The organism is Paraburkholderia sp. 31.1 (genome assembly GCF_014397645.1).
Lineage (GTDB): Bacteria > Pseudomonadota > Gammaproteobacteria > Burkholderiales > Burkholderiaceae > Paraburkholderia > Paraburkholderia tuberum.
The window spans coordinates 147,161-168,468 of sequence record NZ_VZQN01000013.1 but is presented as its reverse complement, the minus strand read 5'-3'; the positions used below and the strand labels follow the sequence as shown (position 1 = coordinate 168,468).

Genomic DNA, 21,308 nt, shown 5'->3' with positions numbered 1-21,308 from the left:
GCTCGTGGCCGATACCCGGCGCGCGATGTGTTTCCAACCTATTGCAAGCGTTCTTCCGTCCGACGAACCGTCGGCAATACTGTAAGGAGCAGTCAAGATGAAAATGCAACGAAACGCTCCCCGGATCGCGTCCATGATGCTCGCCGCGGCGTTCACACTGGCTCAGGCAGGCGTCGCGGTGTCGCAGACGGCTGCTCCGCAGAGCGCCAGCGAGATGCATAGGACCGGCATGCCCGAGACGCAGCAGCAGGGCGACATATCGTTCGTGACCGGCGGAGTGGGTCGCGACGAGTCGACTGCGCTGCGGCAGGCACGAAGGCAGTGGCCGTTGTCTCTGCAGTTCACCGGTCCCGGGGCGAGCTATGTGGCCGACGTCCAGGTGAAGATTGCCAAGGCTGGCGGCGCGGCCGTGTTCGAGGCCACGTCGAAGGGGCCGTACATGCTCGTGCGGCTGCCTCAAGGGCGCTATACGGTCAACGCCACTTACGGCAGCGTGACCAGAAGGGAGACCGTGAACGTCCGCGGCAATGGCAGCGCGCGTGCGACGTTCGCGTTCCCGTCCACCCACTGAGCGCGGTCCCGACGCCGCGCCGAAGGTCGCGCGCGTCGCGTTCGTTTGACCGAGCCATAGGCTTATTTGGCTTTTACACGCCAGTATCTGTACTTTTGCGGAACGAAAGCCTCATGCCTTGAGCACGTTCTTCCCCTTCGTCCCGAGCAACGGCAAGTCGCGGATCCGCACACCGGTCGCGTCGTCGATCGCATTCGCGAGCGCCGCGGCGGCCGGGCCTTGCGCCGCTTCTCCGACCCCGAGGAATGGCAGGCCCGGCCGGTCGATCAACAGCACGTCCACGCGTTTGGGTACGGACGAGAAGCGCATGATCGGATAAGTGCTCCAGTCATAGCTCGTGATGCGTTGCGGGTCGAAATGCGTTTCTTCATAGAGCGTCCAGCTCGTGGTTTGCAAAATGCCGCCTTCGATCTGATTGCGCACGCCGTCCGGATTGACGATCTGTCCGCAATCGACGGCTGCTACGACACGCTCGATGCTGAGCTCGCCGGTATCGCGCATGACTGTCACGTCCATCGCGACGGCAAGGTAGGCCATCAGGTTCTTGTATTGGGCAAACGCAAAGCCGGTACCGTGCGAGCGCGGGCTCGAGTCGCCCGTTCGCGCGCTGCGGGCTCGCCAGCCGAATTGATCGACTACGGCGCTAATGACGCCATGCGCGCGCGGATCATCGAGATGTTTGAGGCGAAACGCCACGGGGTCGGCGTGCGCGGCTCTGGCGAGCTCGTCGATGAAGCTCTCGATCGCGAACACGTTCATGTGCGCGCCGAGCGAGCGCATGGCAGAGACGCGTATCGGCATCGTCGGCACGAAATGATGCTGCACGTGCAGGCTGGGCACGCGGTAAAGCGGAATGCTGTTGCGGTCGCCTCCGCCTTCAGGCATCGGAATCGGCTTCGGCGGCGCGGGGGTGAACGGTTGCGCAAGGAGCTGCGCCGGCAACAGGCGGCCCGCATTCTCGATGCGGTTGTTATGCGTGTTGCTCCATAGCTCGTAACGCCAGTCGGCAAGCGTGCCTGCCGAATCGAGCGTTGCATTCGCCTCGACTGTCATGGCCGGGCCGAACGGCTCCCACATGTGTTCCTGTTCGCGCATCAATTGCACGCGCACCGGGCGGCCAGGCAGCTCGCGTGCAACGAGGGCGGCGTCGGCCGCGACATCGTCCGCGCCGTTGTGTCCGTAGCAGCCCGAACCTTCCACATGGACGCAGCGCACCTTGTCGGGTGGCATCGCGAGCATTTCGGCGATGCCCGCACGCAGCGGATAGACGCCTTGCGTGTGCGTCCACACGGTCATCACATCGTTGTCGAGCTGCGCGACAGCGCACGATGGCCCAATCGAGCCATGCGTCAGATACGGCCTCGAATAGCGCGCCCGCAGCGTCGCCACAGGCGCGGCCGCGCCCGTCGCTGCGCCCTGATCGGCCACCGCGATTTCCTGTGAAGGCAGACTCATCAGCAAGGCGTGAACGTTCGCCGGATCGGGCAGCGGCGGCCCGGCCTGCCATTGCGCAGCAAGCGCAAGCTCACGCATCGCGAGGATCGCGCGCCATTCGTCGTCGGCGACCACTGCGAGGTAGTTGCCGTTGCGCACGACCTTGATGACGCCGGGCAGCGCCTCGACGCGCCCGCTATCGACTGCGACGAGGCTCGCGCCATAAGACGGCGGCCGCACGACGCGGGCATGCAGCATGCCGTGCGGCCGCAGGTCCTGGACGTAGCTCGCGCCGCCCGTCACCTTGCCCGGGATATCCACGCGCGGCAGCATATGGCCAATCAGCGCGTAGGCCGATGGCGGCTTGTTCGGCGCGTCGGGCTGCGCGTTCTGATGGAGGTCCGCGTATCGCACGGCTTCGCCATAGCTCACGCGTCTTCCGTCGACGGCGATGATGGCGCCGTCGCGCGTCGTCAGGGCCGCTGCGTCGATGCCCAACTGCGACGCCGCGCTCGCGACCAGCAGCGCGCGTACCTGAGCGGCGGCGTTGAGGATCGCGGTGCCGCTGTCCGCCATCGTGTGACTGCCTGCGGTGTAGCCTTCGTTCGGCGTTGCGGCGGTGTCGGCGGTGATCAGCTCGATCGCATGAGGCGCGAGATCCAGCTCTTCCGCGGCGACCTGCAGCAGCGCGGTGCGAATGCCCGTGCCAAGCTCCGCCTTGCCCGTGAATACGCTCACGTGGCCGTCAGGGGCGACCTTGATCCACGCATCGAGCAACGGCGTGCTCTTGAGACTGCCCGGCAGCTTCGGGGCGCTCGCGTTGAAGGTGCCCGCTTCGGTGGTGGTTTGCGCAAGCGCGGCCATGCCGGGCACGATCGCGAAGCTCACCATCAGCGAGCCGCCAACGAGGAAGCGGCGCCGCGCGGGGTCATCGGGGCCGCTGCCGTGAGCGACGGAGGACGGGCGGCCGTCGCTCACGACTGCGCTCCCTCGTTCGTTCGCGGCGAACCCGTCGCGACTTGCCGGATCGCCGCGAGAATGCGCATGTGCGTGCCGCAGCGGCACAGGTTCGGCTGCATGTAGCGGCGGATCTGTTCATCGCCTGGGTGCGGGATTCGCTCCAGCAGCGTGTGCGCGCGCATGATCATACCGGCGATGCAATAGCCGCATTGCGCGGCTTGCTCGTCAATGAAGGCTTGCTGAAGTGGTCCCGGATGTTCCGCGCTGCCAAGTCCTTCGACGGTTCGCACTGGCCGGTCGCCAACGGCCACGACCGGCATGAGGCACGAGAACACCGGCTCGCCGCCGACGCTGACCGTGCATGCGCCGCATTGACCGAGACCGCAGCCGAACTTCGCGCCATCGAGCTGCAACTGGTTGCGCAGCACGTAGAGCAGCGGCGTTGACGGGTCGACATCGACCGTATGACTGACTCCGTTGACGTTGAGCGTGATCATCGTGGCAGGCCGTCCTTGCGAAAATGCGCGACCGCGCCGGCGTCGAGCGAGGGCCACGCGTCGCGTGCGGTGAAGCGTTCGCGCGTGTAGTTGGCGAGCTCCGCTATCTGCGCATCCGTGAATGTGTTGGCGAATGATGGCATGAAGGGCGCGCTATCGCTTTCGTGCCAGTCGATTCCATCGAGGATGATACGGACCATGTTGCGCGGGCTGTCGGCGTTGACGGCCGTGGAAAGGGACAGCGACGGTCGAGCGCCCCCGCTCGACATCGGCGCGCCTTCGGCATGGCACGATGCACAGGCCGCGGAGAATAGATTCGCGCCGCCGCCGGGCGCGGTGGACACGGGCGCGGCGGAAGCGGAGGGCGAGGCGACCGGATGCTCCGGCATGCCTAGGCCCCCGGACGACAACGCCAGCAGATACGCGGCAATCGCCTCTACGTCGGAGGCGGACGCGTCGGCGAGCATGCGCGTGACGGGGCGCATCGGACCCGCCGCCGCCCCATGGGCGCTCGCGAGGCCCGTGCGCAGATAGCTGACGAGCTGTGCCTGCGTCCAGGGCGTGGGGCGTGAAGCGAGGTCCGTCAGCGCGGGCGCATCCCATCCGTCGATCGTGCCGCCTTGCAGCGCGCGGTCGCGGCGCTCGGCACCGAGGCGGTCGAGCGGCGTGTGGCACGCACCGCAATGACCGAGGCTTTCGACCAGGTATCGTCCGCGTGCGACGTCCGGCGCTTCGGGCGGGGCCGGCGCTGGTTCGGTACCGGTATGCAGGTAAAAAAGATTCCACACGGCGATGAGGGGCCTGAAGCCGAGCGGGAAGATCAGCTCGTTGTGCGGTGCAGGCGCCTTGACGGGAGCGCGGCTCATCAGCCACGCATACAGCGAGCCCATATCGGCATCGCTGATGTGCGTGAAGTGCGGATAGGGGAACGCGGGATAGAGCAGATGGCCGTCGCTGGACACGCCGCGCCGCATCGCGCGGGCGAACGCGTCGAGCGACCAGCCCCCGATACCCGTCTCGTTGTCCGGGGTGATGTTGGTCGAGTAAATGATGCCGAAGGGTGTTTGCAGTGGCAGTCCGCCCGCGAGGGGCAGGCCGCCCGTCGCGGTGTGGCACGCGACGCAATTGCCAACGGCCGCGAGCTTCGCGCCGCGCGCCGCGGCCGCGGTATCGCTGCCGGCCGCGATGGGCGCGGTGACGGCAGCCGGCGCGGGCTCCCCAGCATGCGCGGTGGGTCCGCCGTATGCGGCCATGAGGGCAACCAGAACAACGGCCACGCCTGCACTCGCCACCCGTCCTTTCATCTAGCCTCCATCGCCGAGCCGTCCGCGCATCATGGTTCCATGACTACGTCGCGCGGCTCCAGGTGGCGCAAGCGGCGTTCCTGATATTCGCGGAAGTCTGCGGCTGTCCGCCGCTCCGCGGTTGGCCGCTGTCTACGAGGACGGAAGCTTTAGGGTCGAACAGCGGGAGGTCGCGATAACGGTCTCGCCTAGCCGGCTGCGATCGCGATGGCGATCTGCACGAAAAGCACCTTGACGATGGTCATCGACGGAAAAATCATCGCGTACATGACGTCGGGCTGATCCGTCGGCGCGATGCGGTTGGCGAAGGCGAGAATCGCGGGATTGCCGGTGGCCCCGCAGATCACGCCGACCGATGTATCGAAAGACAGTCTGAAGACCCACAGGCAGCACACAGCCGTGACGCCGACCAGCACCAGCAGCGTGATCACGCCATAAAGCAGCAGCAGCGGTCCGGCAGTGCCGACGGTCGCGACGAACTTCGGTCCGCAAGACAAACCCACCTGCGCGAGAAAAATCGTCAGCCCGAGATTGCGCAGCACGAGATTTGCAGAGAGCGGCATTACCCACACGAACGGTCCGCTGCGGCGCGCCTTGCCGAGGCACAGCGCGACCAGTAGCAACGCCGCGAGACCCAGGCTGAACGCGCCGAGACCGGGCGCGCGCAGCGGGATCGCGCCGACCAGCAGCCCCGCTGCCGCGCCGATGCCCAGACAGATGAAACTGAGGTCGGCCGTGCCCTTGATCGAATCGCCGAAAAACGCGCGGACCCTCGCGCGATGCGCGCTACTGACGAGCAGGCCGACGCGGTCGCCTGCTTCGAGAATGAGCTCTGGCGTCGACAGTAGATCGGCGTCGCCGCGCCGCACGTGCGCGACCGCGCAGTTCACGCCATCCGGAAAGCGCAGATTGCCGAGCGCCGTGCCGACGACCGACGGACTCGATGCGAACACGCGAATATAGTCCAGGTCTTCCCGATGACTCGAGATACGCCCGGGCTGTAGCTCGCCGCATAGCGCCGTTGCTTCGTCGAGCGGGCGGCGCTCGGTGGCGGTGGCAAGGAGGACGTCGTCGGCGCGCAGCGTGAAGTCGTCGCTGGGCAGTTGATTGTGATGCGCGCGCCGCACGGCCGCGATCACTACGCCGGCAGGCAGGCGAGTCGAGAGCTCCGACAGCTTGAGACCGAAGAGACTGGCATTGCGCAGCGCGATTTCCGCGGTCTCCAGCACCTTCGCGGGCGGTTTCGGTATTTTGGCTTTCAGGACCGAGTTCAGCACATAGAGGAATAGGATCGGCCCGGCCACGCCGAACGGATAGGTGACGCTATAAGCCACGGCGGCATCGCTGCTTTTCATCGATGCGATGGCAACCTGCAGGCTCGCCGTGCTGGTGCCGCTGCCGGCGAACATGCCGAGCGCATCGGCGAGCGTGATGCCGAAATGGATGAAGGCGCACGCCACCAGACCCGAAGCGATCACGCCCAGACATGCGGCCGCGTTGGCCTTCATGCCTTCCCGGCTCGTGAGTCCGCGGAAGAACTGCGCGCCGTACTGAATGCCGATGCCATACAGAAACAGCAGCAGACCGAGCGTGCCCAGCAACGCCGGCGGCGCGGATTTCGGCGCGAACGCGCCGAGCGCCAGTCCAACGAACAGCACGGCCCCCGAGCCTAGAGCCACGCCCTTGATAGTGATTTCGCCGACCAGGTAGCCGAGCGCGATGGTCAGAAAAAGCGCGAACAGCGGCTGAGTTTCGAGGAAAGTTCTGGCTGCTTCCATGCCGCCCCCTATAGGTGGACAAAGCAACGCGACTGAGCGCTTCCACCGGGCAGGCCTCGCGTTCGACGCACGGCAGTTGCTGACGATACTCGTTGCTGCTATCGCATTGCGCCTGCGAGGTTGCCCGAGCCGAGACCCACGATCAGATCGAGTGCGCCGTTTTTCAACGCTTGCGTCGCGACCACGCCCGCTGCTTTCAATGCGGCCGCGTCGATGCGCGACGCGTCCGATAGCTCGACACGCAACCGCGTGGCCGCCAGCGCGTCGAGCTTCCTGATGTTGGCCGCGCCGCCCAGCGCCGCACGAATCTTTTCCGCGCGCTCCGTTTCCTGCGGCGAGCTTTGCACCGAGGCGGCCACAGCCGCTGGAGCCGCCGCCGCTGCGCCTTCCACACCAGGCACCCCCGCCGCCGGCAAATCCGCTTCGGCGCCCGCTGTCTTCAGATAGTCCTGCATGTCGGTTTTCATGTTCTCCGACAACGGCCCGAAGATCGCCTGCACGCCGTTGCCCATGCGCACCACACCCGCGGCACCGAGCGCCTTGAGCTTGGGTTCGTCGACGCCCGCCGGGTCCTTCACGGAGATGCGCAGCCGCGTGATGCAAGCGTCGAGACTCGTGATATTGGAGCGGCCGCCAAAGGCGAGCACGAGTTCGCGCGAACGTCCTCCCGCGCCGCTCGCGGCAACCACCGCTGTTTCCGCCGCGTCGTCTTCGCGGCCGGGTGTCTTGAGGTTGAAGCGCGTGATGACGAAGCGGAACACGCCGTAATAGATCACCGCGTAAATTGGACCAAGGATGAAAACGTACCACGCGTGCGTGGCCTTCCCACCGATCAGGTTGAACATCAGAAAATCGATGCCGCCTTGCGAAAATGTGAAGCCCATGCGCATGCCCAGTGTGTTCGCCACGAACTGCGCCGACGCCGCGAGGCATGCGTGAATCAGGTAAAGCACCGGCGCGACGAACAGGAACGCGAATTCGATCGGCTCGGTGATGCCGGTGAGGAAAGAAGTCAGCGCGGCCGAGACCATCATGCCGCCGACGGCCACCTTCTTCTCCGGCTTCGCGCAATGCCAGATCGCGATCGCCGCGGCCGGCAGGCCGAACATCTTGAACAGGAACGCGCCCGCCAGGATGCCCGCGGTCCGGTCGCCCGCGAAAAAACGGGTGATGTCGCCGTGAACCGTCCTGCCGGTCGTCGGGTCGAGGTAGCTGCCCATTTCGAAGAAGAACGGCACGTTCCAGATGTGATGCAGGCCGAACGGAATCAGCAGACGTTCGACGAAACCGTAGACCGTCGCGGCGGTGCGCGGGTCGGAAACCGCCGCCCAATGCGAAAAAGCTTTGATCGCGCTGCCGATCGGCGGCCACACGAAAGACAGGATCGCGCCGAGCACGATCGAGCCGATCGCGGTCACGATCGGCACGAAGCGCTTGCCGGCGAAGAAGCCGAGATAGGGCGGCAACGTGATCCGGTAGTAGCGGTTGAACATCCATGCCGCAAGACCACCGGCGAGGATGCCGCCGAACACGCCGGTCTGGATCGACGGTATGCCCATGATCGTGTCGGTTTCGACGCCCTGGAGCTTGCCGATCACACCCAACGTGGCCGTCATCACCAGATATCCGATCGTTGCGGCGATGCCCGAGACGCCATCGTTCTCGGTGAAGCCGAGCGCGACGCCGATCGCGAAGATCAGCGGTAGGTTGCCGAAGATCACGTCGCCCGCGTTCTTCATCAGCGCGAGCACGACGGCCGGCACGTAACCGTGAAAGTCGGTGGCGCCGAGACCGAGCAGCAGGCCGGCCACCGGGAGCACGGCGACGGGCAGCATCAGCGATTTGCCGATCTTCTGCAAGACTCCGAAGGCATGCGAGAACATGGCTGATCTCCTGTTGATCCGCTCACTCGGCAAAGCGCGACAGATGCGCGCGGACTTCCGCGGCGGTGCCCAGACACAGCACCTCGGCGGCGAGCTTCCTGGCTTCTTCGGTCGTCACGCGTGCAAGCTGAGCCTTGATCGAACCGACCGCCGGAATGCTCACGGACAGCTCGTCGATGCCAAGGCCGACGAGCACCGGCACCGCCATCGCATCCGACGCGATGCCGCCGCAAATGCCGACCCATTTGCCATGCTTGTGCGCACCGTCGACCGTCATGCCGATCAGACGCAACACCGCCGGGTGCAGCGCGTCGGCCTGCTTCGCGAGTTGCGGATGGCCGCGGTCCATTGCGAGCGTGTATTGCGTGAGATCGTTCGTGCCGATCGAGAAGAAGTCGACTTCGCGTGCGAGCGGCTCGGCGATCAGCGCGGCCGCGGGGACTTCGATCATGACGCCGACTTTCACGCTCGCCGCGCGATCGCCGGCTTCTTCGAGCAGGATCTTGCGCGCTGCCCGCACCTCCTCGATCGCGGCGATCATCGGGAACATCACGTGCAGATGCCCAAGCGGCGCCGCGCGCAGGATCGCGCGCAGTTGCGTGCGGAAGATGTCGGGACGCTCCAGGCTCACGCGCACACCGCGCAGGCCGAGAAACGGGTTGTCTTCCTTCGGCAGCGGCAGATACGACAGCGGTTTGTCGCCGCCGACGTCGAGCGTGCGGACCACGAGCGGCCGCTCGCGGCCAAGCGCTTCGGCGACGGCGCAATATTCGGCGGCCTGTTCGTCTTCGGTTGGCGCGGTGTCTCGCGCGTCGAACAGGAACTCGGAGCGCAACAGGCCCACGCCTTCGGCGCCGGCCGCGACCGCGTCGCGTGCTTCCTGCGCATTGCGGATGTTCGCGACGACTTCGACGCGGTGGCCGTCGGCCGTCATTGCGAGTTTGGTTGCCGCGAGCTTTTCGTCTTCGCGTTTGGCGGCCTGGCGGCTGATGCGTTCGCGCGCCTTCTCGAGTTCCTCGGCGCTCGGGTTGCGCCGCAAGCTGCCGCGCGAACCGTCGAGCACGACGGGCGTGCCGTCGGCGAGTTGCAGCGCGCGCGCGTCGATACCGCAGATCGCCGGAATGCCGAGCGAGCGCGCGAGGATCGCGACGTGGCTCGTCGCGCCGCCGCTCGTCGTGCAAAAGCCGAGCACCTTGCTGCGATCGAGCGACGTGGTGTCGGACGGCGACAGTTCCTCGGCAATCAGGATCGATTCGTCCGGCACGTCGATCTGCGCCTGCTTCACGCCGGCGAGCAGCGCGAGCACACGGCGGCCGACGTCGCGGATATCGCCGGCGCGTTCGCGCAGCAGCGGATTGTCGAGCTTTTCGAGCGTGCTTGCCTGGTGCTGGAACGCATCGCGCCACGCGAACCCCGCGCCCTTTCCCGCGCTGATGCTGCTGATCGCGGCGTCGTTGAGGCCAGGATCGTCCAGCAGTTCGAGATGCGCGTCGAGAATCTGCGCTTTCGACGGATCGGTGAGCGTCGCCTTGAGCGCCTCGATCTGCTGACGCGCCTGATGCTGGGCCGCTTCGAGTTGCGCCCGTTCGCGTTGCGGCGACTCGCCCGCTTCGTTCACCTCGATGACCTGCTGGCGGAACTGCACGATCCTGCCGACCGAAAGCCCTGGCGAAGCGGATACGCCGATGAATTCGTTGGTGTCGGCGGGAGCCGCTTCGGTCGGTGCTGGCACCGGCGCAGCCGGTGCGGTTGGCGCAGCCGCCGCGGGCGCATCGCCGGGTTTTTCGCCCGATCCCTCGCCAAGCAGACGCGCGACGGTGCTGGCCGCCTCCGCCGCGTCGGGACCGCGGGCCTCGACGCGCAGCTTGTCGCCGAACTTCGTTGCGAGCCCCATGATCGCGACGACGGACTTGGCATTTGCGCTGGCATCGCCGCGCAGCAGCCGGATCTCGGACTTGAATTTCTTTGCCTCGACCGCGACGACCGCGGCGGGCCGTGCATGCAGGCCCGCTGGATTCGGCAGCGTGATCTCGTCGGAGAAGATCGCGCCGGTGGCGCTGGCCGTGTCCTTGTCCTCCATGCTGCCGACCAGCTCGACGTACAGCGCGACGTCGGTGCCGGCGACGACGAGCCCTTTCGCGGGAACGTAGCGCGTGACGAGATCGCCATTGGCGATCACCATTTGCGTGAGCAGGCTGGTTGCTTTTGCGCCGACCGCGATTGGGTCGAAGCGGATCAGCGGCGTGCCCGTCGCGACGGCGTCGCCTTCCTTGACCAACGGCATGAAGCCCTCGCCGCGCAGCAACACGGTGTCGAGCCCGATGTGCAGCAGCACTTGCAGACCGTTGTCGCCGGTGATCGTCGTGGCGTGGCCAGCGCTATGGAGTTGCGTGACCTTGCCGGCAAGCGGCGACAGCAGTTCATCCGAGGTCGGATCGATCGACACGCCATCGCCGACCATCTTCTGGGCGAAGACCGGATCGGGCACGCTCTCGAGAGGAACCAGTACGCCCGACAGTGGTGCCATCAACCCGATGCGCAGAGGACGCTGAGGAGCTTTCATCGCCAGGACTCCTTGTACATTGACGCTCGCCTCAGGTGGCTCGACTCGAGCCGCATGGGCGCGACATTCACACGTGCGGTCGGCACCATTGCCGCTCACGCCGCTCACCCACTTGTGAGCGGCGCACGTTACAAAAGCGTCGGTGACAAAAACTCGGGAAACCAAACAAGGTCACGCACGTCGCCCGTGTGCGCCCGCGCAGCCTCGACCGGGATGAATGGAGAAACGTCAGGCGCGCTCCGACGGCGCGGTTTGCGTTTGCCGGGCCGCCTCGTACCCGTGCGCAACCCTTTGCACCTTGGTCCCGGAAAAAAGGACCCGGAAAGCGCTCTGAAAAAGAGCATATGTTACTGAGCGCAGATTGCAAGACAAGACGATTTCGGACGGGAACGCCTGAAATTTGCAATTTCCTGGCGGGAGATGGAGCGGTCTTTATTAATTGGCGTGTGACGCGTTCATTGATCTGTGTTTTATCCGTTTAGCGAAAGGCGGCGGCCCGACAAGACGCTCACCCTTGCTGTTCAGAGTAGATCCGTGACGACATCCACCGTATCGAACTCGATGAGCAATTCCGCGCCCAACGAGGCGCCTACAGATGCAATCGGCATATTGGGGCGGTTCTCTTTTCCGAAATATGATTTTTCTAGCGCATGGAGGGCGCGCTGATAATCAGGGGACTGGAAATCCGTGAGTACCTTCACTTCATAAATAACGTTCTGGATGAGGAAATCGTTCGCAAGACAGCGCGTCGCGCCCTTGAATTGAACGCGAACCCGGTCTTTCCTATTGTCGAACATCAAGGCAAGCTCAACGATGCTTGCCTCACGGTCCGCGGATACGCCCATCAAATACCAGTCGTGGAACGCATTGAATTTCTTGATAAGGTCCATCGCGTAATTCCTTCAGGGACTCCAGGGGCTGAATGGAACAACATAATCGCCGCCATCTCGCACACCGTTGTCCCAATTGTGCGCGTGGGGCTTCAATCCGTTGTGTACATGGTCAAAGTCGAGATCAACGACCGGCTTTCTGTCATCCCCGTACAGCCGCATTTGCCCGCTACCTGGGTTTGTGTACCAGGTTCCCGGGTCTCCGAGGTTCGGAGGCTCGCGGCTTAGGCACGACAGCAATCACATCGCCGCTCTCGACGGCACACTGTAGCGCTCGAACGAGTTGCTCAGGCGCGGGGCCGCTTGCATATGCGCCGCCCTGAGCATGGCGCATGAACCTGGCGAGCCGGGCTAGCTGGCTCGCGTCGCGCGTGAGCTCCCATGAACTTGCCGAAGTAATGAACTGGCGGCCGGTGCGCACCTCGTCGCTGGACGTGTTGCCGCGATATTCGTGCCGCGTGTAGAGCGTGCAGCTCCGACGGGCCCCCACTTTCAAGTCAATCGCCATCCGCCTCCCTCGTGCGATCAGATCAGTTGGTATGCCTATCACGGGGGCTCCATTGCACGCTGCAAAAAACGAAGCCCTCAAACCGCCGCGAACGCTGCAATACCTCTATGGCGGCCCTGAGAACGCACGGCGGCGCGACTTACGAGACCTCGTAACATTGTGGAAGACTGTCAAGAAAACAGTTGGAGCGTCGATGGTTTGGCCAATGCGCATCACATTGCTGATGGCGAACGCTTCCGTGCCGACGCATATGGAAGAGCCGGCCGCGGTCGTTTCGCGAGACTAGCTGACTCATAGCGAGATATCGCCGCAGAGGCATTGTTCAGCCACACCTTCTAGTCTTTTCATCGGACGACTCTTTTTCCGACACGAGGCCCAGCCTAAAGTACGAGCCTTCAATCTGGCATCAAGGTCATCATGCAAATCGATACACCTGCAATCCCGGCATCGTTGGAAGGACATTCAACCTCCGCGGGTCAATGGCTTTCCGTCATAGCGGTAGCGGTAAGCGCATTCGCCTTCGTCACGGCCGAGTTTTTGCCTGTCGGGCTGTTGCCGCAAATCGCACACGACCTCGGCGTGTCGACCGGTGTCGCTGGCCTCATGGTCACCACGCCCGGCGTGATGGCCGCGATATTGGCGCCGACGCTGATAGTCAGCGCGGGCCGCATGGACCGCCGATACGTTTTCCTGCTCCTCACTGCGGTACTGTTGATCGCGAACGTCGTGTGTGCCATCGCACCGAACCTCGCGATCATGCTCGTAGGACGGGCTCTGCTTGGCGGCGCGCTGGGTGGCTTCTGGACTCTGGCGACGGCGGCGGCTCCTCGACTCGTGCAAGCAAAGGATGCCGCCAAAGCGACCGCGACCATTCTGACCGGCGTGACCTGCGCAACTGTGATCGGCGTGCCGCTCGGGACGTTCATCGCATCGTTTGCATCGTGGCGCATGGCGTTCGCCGCCACCGCGGGCCTCGTGTCGCTCGCCTTACTGGCGCAGGCGTTCCTCGTGCCTTCGTTGCCGTCGGCATCGGCGTTGCGGATCGCCGATTTCAAAACCCTGCTTGTCCGGCCTCATACGAGGTTGAGCATGGTGATGGTCGCGCTCGTCTTCGGCGCGCATTTCTCGACCTACACGTATATTGCGCCGTTGCTCGAACACGACTTCTCGTTGAGCGCGATCACGCTGTTGCTGTTCGGATTCGGTCTGATCGGCTTCTTCTCCAATGCGTTGACATCGATGGTGATTTCGGACCATCTAAAGAAATCCGTCGCCGCGATGGTTCTGCTGCTATTGGGCGCGATGTCGTCGATGTTGCTGCTCGAACATTCGCCGATCGGCGAGACCGCGGGGATGCTGCTGTGGGGAATCGCGTTCGGAGCGCTTCCGCTTTGCTTCAGCGTGTGGATTCAGCGCGGCACGACAGACCTGCCCGAAGCGGGGTCGGCCATGTTCGTCAGCATCATCCAGGTGGCGATTGCGGTGGGCTCGGCAGTGGGGGGCACCATTGTCGACCGTGCGGGCGTTCACGCTGACTTCACGCTGGGACTTGGACTCGCGCTACTGGGCCTCGTGGCACTGCAACGGCTTGCTGTATTGGAACGGCCGGCCACGGCGGCTTCTCTTGATTGCGCCTGCGATGCGTCGGTCGACTGACGCGTCGAGACAGTGCGTCGCGTGACTGGACCGCACCGCGCTAGCCAGCTGAGGCGACCGCCAGGCGACGGAAGCCGTCAAACAGCCGTCTTCACGACTCTGGGTTGAAACGGGGCGTTGAGCGGCACGTCGCCAGCGGCCTCCTTGCGGGCGGCGCTCGTCGATAGATAGCGCAAACAGCACACGCGCAAAAAAGACGCGAAATTCAACGGCTCTTCGCCGCGCAAGGCGACCAGTTCGTCGTGAAGCTTCACGACGAACTGGGTCGTCGTCACGTTCTCGCGGTTGGCGATTTCCCGAAGCACGTCCCAGAAGAGATTTTCGAGCCTCAGCGTGGTCACGACGCCATGAATGCGCAGCGCGCGCGTACGCGACTCGTAGAGGATCGGATCAGCGTTGACATAGACGTTGCACATATGTTCAGCCTTTCTCGCGAATGATGACGTCGCAGGACGCGAAGCGCGCGGCGCGGGCGCTCATGCCGTCGCGATCGAGCGTAACACGGTTGGTCGCCCGCGATGCCGCGCCTCGGTCGAGGCGCGCTCCTTCAATGCGCGATGCGCGTGCCCAGCAGCGCAAGGAACTGCGCGAGCCAGTTCACGTGCGAGGTCCATGCGGGCGCGGTGACGAAGTTCTCGTCCGTGATCGCGTCAGGCCAGTCGAGCGCCACGTACTGCGCGCCCGCGAGCTTCACTTCGGGCGCGCAGGCCGGATACGCCGAGATGCGCCGGCCTTCGATCACACCTGCCGCAGCCAGCAGTTGCGCGCCGTGGCAGACCGCGGCTATCGGCTTCTTCGCTTCGGCGAATTGGCGTACCCAGCCGATCACCTCGTCGTTGAGCCGCAGATATTCGGGGGCGCGGCCGCCGGGCACGAGCAGCGCGTCATATTGCGCGGGGTTCACCGACGCGAAATCGGCGTTCAGCGTGAAGTTATGGCCACGCTTTTCGGTGTAGGTCTGATCGCCTTCGAAGTCGTGGATTGCGGTGCGAATCGCGTTGCCCGCGCGCTTGTCGGGCGCGACGACGTCCACCGAATGCCCGACTGCCGCCAGTGCCTGAAACGGCACCATCAGCTCATAATCTTCGACGAAATCGCCGGCGATGATAAGAATTCGCTTTGACATGCTTCGTCTCCTCTCGAATGGGGTGGGAAATGGCGAGGCGGACGCGCTATCGCGGTGTGAAGGCGGCGGCCGTTGAGAAGCAATATAGCGATCGACGCAGTGGGCCAGGTAATACGCGGCTAAATGCCGACCAGGGATTTCACTGAGCTGAACGGAATTCAGCCCGAATGCGGCAGACGATCGCGGTGGTGGAGCAAAGAAAAAGAGTCGCGCTCCATTCGAGTGCGACTCTTTTATCATTGGGAACGTCCATTCAACCGCGCAGATTCGACACACATCGCTGCAGCACCTTGCGCAGCGTATCGACCGGGATTTCCGTTACTCCGTCCAGCATGGACGCTTCGAGCGCGTCGATCGCCGAATCGCATTCCTGCAGTACCCGACGCCCTTCGTCGGTCAGAAACAGATGAATCAGTCGACCGTGGGTAGGATGCCCCACGCGTCCGACCCAACCGTTGGCTTCCATCGTCTTGACAACTTCGTTGGCCGACTGCGGCGTGATGAACGAGCGTTCGGCGAGTTTCGCATTGGTCATCGCGCCGCTGGCGCTGATGACGGAGAGCGCGGTGAACTGAGGCAAGGTCAGCCCGAATTCACCCAGTACATCGATCAAACTGCGTTTGAGCAGGCGGTCGAGTTGGCCGACCACATAGGAAACGCGGGAAGGTGGCGCACCGGTTTTCGTTGAACCGGCCTGTTTGGCAAGGGGCGTTCGCCGCTTCTCCATTGTCTTGATCATTATCAGGTTGCCTTAGGTGTTTCTACCAGGCATATCATATTCTACTTTCAATATCAGGCATCCTGAGACTAGACTCATCATCAATTCCGGGGGTGCTGTGGGAAGGATTCTGATAAGTGGCGCAAGATCATTGTCAGAAATCTTCTCCTTCCCATGGCCGCTTCGTCGAAGAACGAAGCGTGGCTCGCCTCTGGCAATTCAATCAAAGGTGAAGGAGACGTCATGTCAAGTGTTGCTAATCGGTCGAGTGCGGTGGGCTCCAGTACTGCACTAACGTTGGCATTGTGCTTTCTCGTCGCGGTATTGGAGGGTATCGACCTGCAGTCCACTGGCGTTGCGGCGCCTCGAATGGCGCACGAGTTCGGCTTGTCGGTCAGCCAGTTGGGGCTCGCTTTCAGCGCCGGCATGTTGGGGCTTTTGCCGGGCGCGATGATCGGCGGCAGACTCGCCGACCGGATCGGCCGCAAGCGCGTTCTGATGATCTCGATGGCGATATTCGGCATCTTCTCGATTGCGACCGCGCAAGTCTGGAGTTTCGAAAGTCTGCTGATTGCTCGCGTGCTGACGGGCATCGGGCTCGGCGGCGCGATGCCGAACCTGATCGCGTTGTCGTCCGAGGCGGTCGATGCGCGTCACCGCAACACGGCGGTTAGCGTCATGTATTGCGGTATGCCGCTCGGCGGCGCGCTTGCCGCATTGATCGCCGTACTGAGCGCGGGTGCTACCGCGTGGCGTCATATCTTCTACGTGGGCGGAGTCGGACCGCTGATCATCATTCCGCTGCTGATGGCATTGCTGCCTGAGTCGCGCGAATTCGCCACCGAATCGCGGGAATTCACGACGGCGGACAAGCCGCTCCTTTCGACGCGCGAAGTCCTGTTCGGCGAGGGGCGCGCCGCCGCGACGATCGGTATCTGGATCAGCTTCTTCTGCACGCTGATCGTTCTTTACTTCCTGCTGAACTGGCTGCCTTCGTTGACCGTGGGGCGCGGCATGAGCCGTTCGCAGGCCGGGATTGCCCAGATCTTTTTCAACGTCGGCAGTGTGATCGGCGTACTGGGCATCGGTCTGCTGATGGACCGCTTCAGACAAGGCCTGTCAGTCACGGCAATCTATGCGTGCATCGTCGGCGCATTGGTCGCGCTTTCGCAAGTCGCCAGCATCGAGACGCTGTCCGTTGCCGTGCTGTTTGCCGGAATGGGCGTCGTCGGTGCGCAGTCGATGCTGTATTCGCTGTCCGCCGCCAGCTATCCGACCAGCGTGCGGGGTACGGGAGTCGGCGCCGCGGTGGCGGTGGGACGCGTCGGCTCGATTGTCGGCCCCGTAGCCGCCGGGCAATTGCTTGCGATGGGAAAGAGTTCAGCGCTCGTCATCGGCGCGAGCGTGCCGGTGACGATCATCGCGGCGATTACAGCATTGCTCGTCATTCGCTCCAACGCCGCGAAACGCTAACTCGTCGTTGATGGACCCAACTGGCCCGGCGTTTTCGCGCCGGGCCATTTTTCCTGCGTCATTCGCGATTCGTCGTGCCTCGGGCCCGCAGATCAAGCAACCTGACGGCGTTCTCCTTCAGAACGAGCGGCTTTACTTCGGGCTTGATGTCGAGCGTATCGAAGTCTTCGAGCCAGCGGTCGGGGCGGATCAGTGGGAAGTCGGACGCGAACAGCACCTTGTTGCGCAACAGCGTGTTCGCATACTTGACCAGCTCGGGCGAAAAGTACTTCGGCGACCAGCCCGACAGATCGATATACACGTTCGGCTTGTGCAGCGCGATCGACAGCGCCTGCTCCTGCCATGGCCAGGAGGGATGCGCGATCACGATCTTCATGTCGGGGAAGTCGGCGGCGACATCGTCGAGGTAGATCGGCTCCGAATACTTGAGGCGCAAACCGCCGCCGCCGCGCATGCCCGAGCCCATGCCCGAGTGTCCACTGTGAAATACCGCCGGCAGCCGGTACTCGGCAATCACTTCGTAGAGCGGGTATGCCATGCGGTCGTTGGCGAAAAAACCCTGCATCGTGGGGTGAAACTTGAAACCGCGCACGCCGTGCTCCTCGATGAGCCGCCGCGCTTCGCGCGCGCCGAACTTGCCTTTGTGCGGATCGATGCTGGCGAACGCGATCATGATGTCGGAGTTTTTCTGCGCGAACTCCGCGACCTCTTCGTTCGAAATGCGGCGGCGCCCGATGTTCGCTTCGCAGTCGACGGTAAACATCACGAAGCCGATATTGCGCTCCCGATAGTGCTCGATGGTTTCGGGAATGGTCGGGCGGCGCCCCTGTTTGAGCACGGTGCCGAAGTATTTGTCGGCGGCTTCGTCGAATTCTTTGGCAAACAGGTCCGGTGGTTGGCAGCACGACACCTCGGCATGCACGTGGGTGTCGATGGCCTTCAGTTGATCGATGTTCAATGGCGTTTCCTATGTGTAATCAAAGCTGATGCGTCAGGCTGCGCGAAGATTGCGCACGCACGTCAGCAGCAGGTTTTTCAGCATCCGTGAATCGTGTTCATCGATTTCGCCGAGCATCGATTGCTCGACCCTGTCAGCGGCACCGTCGCACTGAGCCAGCAATGTTTCGCCGGCCTTCGTCAGCGACAGCAGCCCGACGCGACGGTTGAGCGGACCGGCCACGCGCGTCACCCATCCATTCGCTTCCATCGATTTGACGACCGCGCTGGCCGCTTGCGGCGTGATCAACGAGCGCTGCGCGAGCTGTGCGTTCGACGAACGTGCGCGCGCCCGCAGCACCGACAGCGCGGTGTATTGCGGCAACGTCAGACCATGCGAGGCAAGCGCTTCGGAAAGCTGCCGCGTGAGAATCTTGTCGAGCTGCCCGGCCAGGTAGCTGAGACGCACCGGAGCGGCAGCGTGCCTTCGATCGCGCAGGTTGCGCCGCGCCGTGGCGCGCGGTGTCGATTCAGACCCTGACGGCTTTCTCGTGATCGTCGGCATAGGCGGTTAGGGGTTTGTACCAAGACTTCGATATTGTACTTTACTTATCAGGTCACCTGATATTAAATTGAGTTCAGGCCGCGAGGGCGGCATTGATACGGAGAAGCAGATGAGTTACGAAGGACGCTGGAAAACGGTCAAGGTCGCGGTCGAAGGCGGAATCGCCTGGGTCACGTTCAATCGTCCGGATAAGCGCAACGCGATGAGCCCGACGCTGAACAAGGAAATGATCGACGTTCTCGAGACGCTCGAACTCGACGCCGAAGCCCAGGTTCTCGTGTTGACCGGCGAAGGCAGTGCATGGACGGCCGGCATGGACCTGAAGGAATATTTCCGCGAAGTGGACGCGGGCCCGGACGTGCTGCAGGAGCGGATTCGCCGCGACGCGAGCCGCTGGCAATGGCAATTGCTGCGCATGTACTCGAAGCCGACGATCGCCATGGTCAACGGCTGGTGCTTCGGCGGCGGCTTCTCTCCGCTCGTCGCCTGCGATCTCGCGATCGCCGCGGACGAAGCCGTGTTCGGCCTGTCCGAAATCAACTGGGGTATCCCGCCGGGCAACCTCGTGAGCAAGGCGATGGCCGATACCGTCGGTCATCGTGAAGCGCTGTACTACATCATGACGGGCGACACCTTCACGGGTCCGCAAGCCGCGAAGATGGGTCTGGTGAACAAAAGCGTGCCGCTCGCGCAACTGCGCGACGAAACGATCGCTCTCGCGGCGAAGCTGCTGAACAAGAACCCGGTCGTGCTGCGCAACGCGAAGCATGGCTTCAAGCGTTCGCGCGAACTCACGTGGGAGCAGAACGAAGACTACCTGTACGCGAAGCTCGACCAGGCGAACTATCGCGATCCGGAAGGCGGCCGCGAACAGGGCCTCAAGCAGTTCCTCGACGACAAGAGCATCAAGCCGGGCTTGCAGACCTATAAGCGCTAAGCGGCGCACTTCAGCAGGACGACTGAGGAGACGAACACATGCATCAAACGAACCTGTTGATTGGCGGCGCGAAACGTGCCGCGTCGAACGGCAAAACCTTCGAACGCATCAATCCCGCGACGGGGTCGGTTGCCACCCGCGCCGCGGCGGCCACCGTCGAGGATGCCGATGCGGCCGTCGCCGCCGCAGCGCGCGCGTTCCCGGCATGGGCGGCGCTCACGCCTACCGAGCGCCGCAAACGGCTGCTCGCCGCCGCCGAGCGCATGGACGCGCGCACGGCCGAATTCATCGAGATCGGCGCGGCCGAAACGGGTGCGATGGCGAACTGGTACGGCTTTAACGTCATGCTCGCGGCCAACATGCTGCGCGAAGCCGCGGCGATGACGACGCAGATCGACGGCGCGGTGATTCCGTCCGACGTGCCGGGCAGCCTCGCAATGGCCGTGCGCCAGCCGTGCGGCGTCGTGCTTGGCATGGCGCCGTGGAACGCGCCCGTGATCCTCGCGACGCGCGCGCTCGCCATGCCGCTCGCGTGCGGCAACACGGTCGTGCTGAAGGCATCGGAAGGTTGTCCCGGCGTGCATGCGCTGATCGGCGAAGCGCTGAACGACGCGGGTCTCGGCGAAGGCGTCGTCAACGTGCTCACGCATGCGCCGGAAGACGCGCCCGCGATCGTCGAGCGTCTGGTCGCGAATCCTGCCGTGAAGCGTGTGAATTTCACCGGTTCGACGCGTGTCGGCCGCATCGTCGCCGAGCTGTCCGCGCGCCATCTGAAACCCGCGTTGCTCGAACTCGGCGGCAAGGCGCCGGTGCTCGTGCTCGACGACGCGGACCTCGACGCTGCCGTCGAGGGCATCGCGTTCGGCGCGTTCTTCAATCAAGGGCAGATCTGCATGTCGACGGAACGCGTGATCGTCGATCGCAAGGTTGCCGATGCGTTCGTCGAAAAGCTCGTCGCGAAAGCGCGCACGCTGAAGGCAGGCGATCCGACACAGCCGGGCTCGATCCTCGGCACGCTCGAGAGCGAAGCCGCCGCGCGGCGCATTCGCGCGCTGGTCGAAGACGCCCGCGAAAAGGGTGCGAAGCTGCCGCTCGGTTGCGAGGTGAAAGGCGCGATCATGCAGCCGGTGATCGTCGAGAACGTGACGCGCGAGATGAAGCTTTATGCCGATGAATCGTTCGGCCCGGTGGTGACGGTGCAGCGCGTGGACGGCGACGAAGAGGCGCTGACGGTCGCCAACGATAGCGAGTACGGCTTGTCGGCCGCCGTGTTCAGCCGCGATATCGCGCGCGCGATGAACGTCGCGAAACGCATCGAGTCGGGCATCTGCCACATCAACGGCCCGACCGTGCACGACGAGGCGCAGATGCCGTTCGGCGGCGTGAAGGCGAGTGGTTATGGGCGCTTCGGCAGCAAGGCGTCGATTCCCGAGTTCACCGAGTTGCGCTGGATCACGGTGCAGACGAGTCCGCGTCATTATCCGATCTAGACGTCGGCTCCCGGCCGCA

The 21,308-nt window shown here is 63.9% G+C and carries 17 protein-coding genes; 5 read left to right on the top strand and 12 right to left on the bottom strand.

Going from position 1 to position 21,308, the window contains the following annotated elements:
• The first annotated feature begins 97 nt into the window (after window positions 1–97).
• Complete coding sequence (locus F6X37_RS12670) at window positions 98–571, top strand: carboxypeptidase regulatory-like domain-containing protein (RefSeq protein WP_187611538.1); 474 nt, start codon at window positions 98–100, stop codon at window positions 569–571.
• Window positions 572–682: 111 nt separating this feature from the next.
• On the opposite strand, the gene F6X37_RS12665 is transcribed toward F6X37_RS12670, so the two are convergent.
• The 7 genes from F6X37_RS12665 to F6X37_RS12635 all read right to left on the bottom strand — a co-directional run bounded on the left by F6X37_RS12665 (window position 683) and on the right by F6X37_RS12635 (window position 11,880).
• Entirely contained in the window at window positions 683–2,983 is a 2,301-nt protein-coding gene (locus F6X37_RS12665; RefSeq protein ID WP_187611537.1) for a xanthine dehydrogenase family protein molybdopterin-binding subunit, read from the bottom strand.
• Complete coding sequence (locus F6X37_RS12660) at window positions 2,980–3,462, bottom strand: (2Fe-2S)-binding protein (RefSeq protein ID WP_187611536.1); 483 nt, start codon at window positions 3,460–3,462, stop codon at window positions 2,980–2,982. Before F6X37_RS12660 ends, F6X37_RS12665 begins: the two co-directional genes overlap by 4 nt.
• Complete coding sequence (locus tag F6X37_RS12655) at window positions 3,459–4,766, bottom strand: c-type cytochrome (RefSeq protein ID WP_187611535.1); 1,308 nt, start codon at window positions 4,764–4,766, stop codon at window positions 3,459–3,461. Before F6X37_RS12655 ends, F6X37_RS12660 begins: the two co-directional genes overlap by 4 nt.
• Window positions 4,767–4,954: 188 nt before the next feature.
• A complete protein-coding gene (locus F6X37_RS12650; RefSeq protein WP_187611534.1) occupies window positions 4,955–6,544 on the bottom strand; it encodes an aspartate:alanine exchanger family transporter in 1,590 nt (529 codons plus the stop codon).
• 98 nt (window positions 6,545–6,642) lie between these two features.
• Window positions 6,643–8,427, bottom strand: coding sequence for a PTS glucose transporter subunit IIBC (gene ptsG, locus F6X37_RS12645; RefSeq protein ID WP_187611533.1), 1,785 nt, complete (start codon window positions 8,425–8,427; stop codon window positions 6,643–6,645).
• Window positions 8,428–8,449: 22 nt separating this feature from the next.
• Complete coding sequence (gene ptsP / locus F6X37_RS12640; protein WP_187611532.1) at window positions 8,450–10,990, bottom strand: phosphoenolpyruvate--protein phosphotransferase; 2,541 nt, start codon at window positions 10,988–10,990, stop codon at window positions 8,450–8,452.
• 521 nt (window positions 10,991–11,511) lie between these two features.
• The gene (locus F6X37_RS12635; protein ID WP_184064479.1) at window positions 11,512–11,880 is read right to left on the bottom strand and encodes a hypothetical protein; all 369 of its coding nucleotides are present in this window, start codon (window positions 11,878–11,880) and stop codon (window positions 11,512–11,514) included.
• A gap of 925 nt (window positions 11,881–12,805) precedes the next feature.
• Between F6X37_RS12635 and F6X37_RS12630 the strand changes: the two genes are divergently transcribed.
• Window positions 12,806–14,044, top strand: a complete 1,239-nt coding sequence (locus tag F6X37_RS12630; RefSeq protein WP_184032360.1) for an MFS transporter — start codon at window positions 12,806–12,808, stop codon at window positions 14,042–14,044.
• A gap of 77 nt (window positions 14,045–14,121) precedes the next feature.
• Here F6X37_RS12630 and F6X37_RS12625 read toward each other — a convergent pair whose 3' ends face one another.
• The 3 genes from F6X37_RS12625 to F6X37_RS12615 form a co-directional block, all read right to left on the bottom strand.
• Window positions 14,122–14,460 (bottom strand): ribbon-helix-helix domain-containing protein, encoded by a 339-nt coding sequence (locus tag F6X37_RS12625; RefSeq protein WP_187611531.1) that lies wholly within the window; start codon window positions 14,458–14,460, stop codon window positions 14,122–14,124.
• A gap of 131 nt (window positions 14,461–14,591) precedes the next feature.
• Window positions 14,592–15,170, bottom strand: a complete 579-nt coding sequence (locus F6X37_RS12620) for a DJ-1/PfpI family protein (RefSeq protein ID WP_187611530.1) — start codon at window positions 15,168–15,170, stop codon at window positions 14,592–14,594.
• A 253-nt stretch (window positions 15,171–15,423) separates the two neighbouring features.
• Window positions 15,424–15,909 (bottom strand): MarR family winged helix-turn-helix transcriptional regulator, encoded by a 486-nt coding sequence (locus F6X37_RS12615; RefSeq protein ID WP_090808939.1) that lies wholly within the window; start codon window positions 15,907–15,909, stop codon window positions 15,424–15,426.
• 222 nt (window positions 15,910–16,131) lie between these two features.
• On the opposite strand from F6X37_RS12615, the gene mhpT reads away from it, so the two are divergent.
• A complete protein-coding gene (gene mhpT / locus F6X37_RS12610; RefSeq protein WP_184061885.1) occupies window positions 16,132–17,361 on the top strand; it encodes a 3-(3-hydroxy-phenyl)propionate transporter MhpT in 1,230 nt (409 codons plus the stop codon).
• 58 nt (window positions 17,362–17,419) lie between these two features.
• On the opposite strand, the gene F6X37_RS12605 is transcribed toward mhpT, so the two are convergent.
• Window positions 17,420–18,319: an amidohydrolase family protein gene (locus F6X37_RS12605; protein WP_187611529.1), complete on the bottom strand. Its 900-nt coding sequence runs from the start codon at window positions 18,317–18,319 to the stop codon at window positions 17,420–17,422.
• 33 nt (window positions 18,320–18,352) lie between these two features.
• Entirely contained in the window at window positions 18,353–18,766 is a 414-nt protein-coding gene (locus tag F6X37_RS12600; RefSeq protein WP_316251957.1) for a MarR family winged helix-turn-helix transcriptional regulator, read from the bottom strand.
• Window positions 18,767–18,971: 205 nt separating this feature from the next.
• Between F6X37_RS12600 and F6X37_RS12595 the strand changes: the two genes are divergently transcribed.
• Together F6X37_RS12595 and F6X37_RS12590 are read left to right on the top strand one after the other, a co-directional pair.
• On the top strand, window positions 18,972–19,799 hold the full coding sequence (locus tag F6X37_RS12595) for a p-hydroxycinnamoyl CoA hydratase/lyase (RefSeq protein WP_090810398.1): 828 nt from the start codon (window positions 18,972–18,974) through the stop codon (window positions 19,797–19,799).
• A 38-nt stretch (window positions 19,800–19,837) separates the two neighbouring features.
• Window positions 19,838–21,289: an aldehyde dehydrogenase gene (locus tag F6X37_RS12590; RefSeq protein WP_187611527.1), complete on the top strand. Its 1,452-nt coding sequence runs from the start codon at window positions 19,838–19,840 to the stop codon at window positions 21,287–21,289.
• Window positions 21,290–21,308 lie beyond the last annotated feature (19 nt).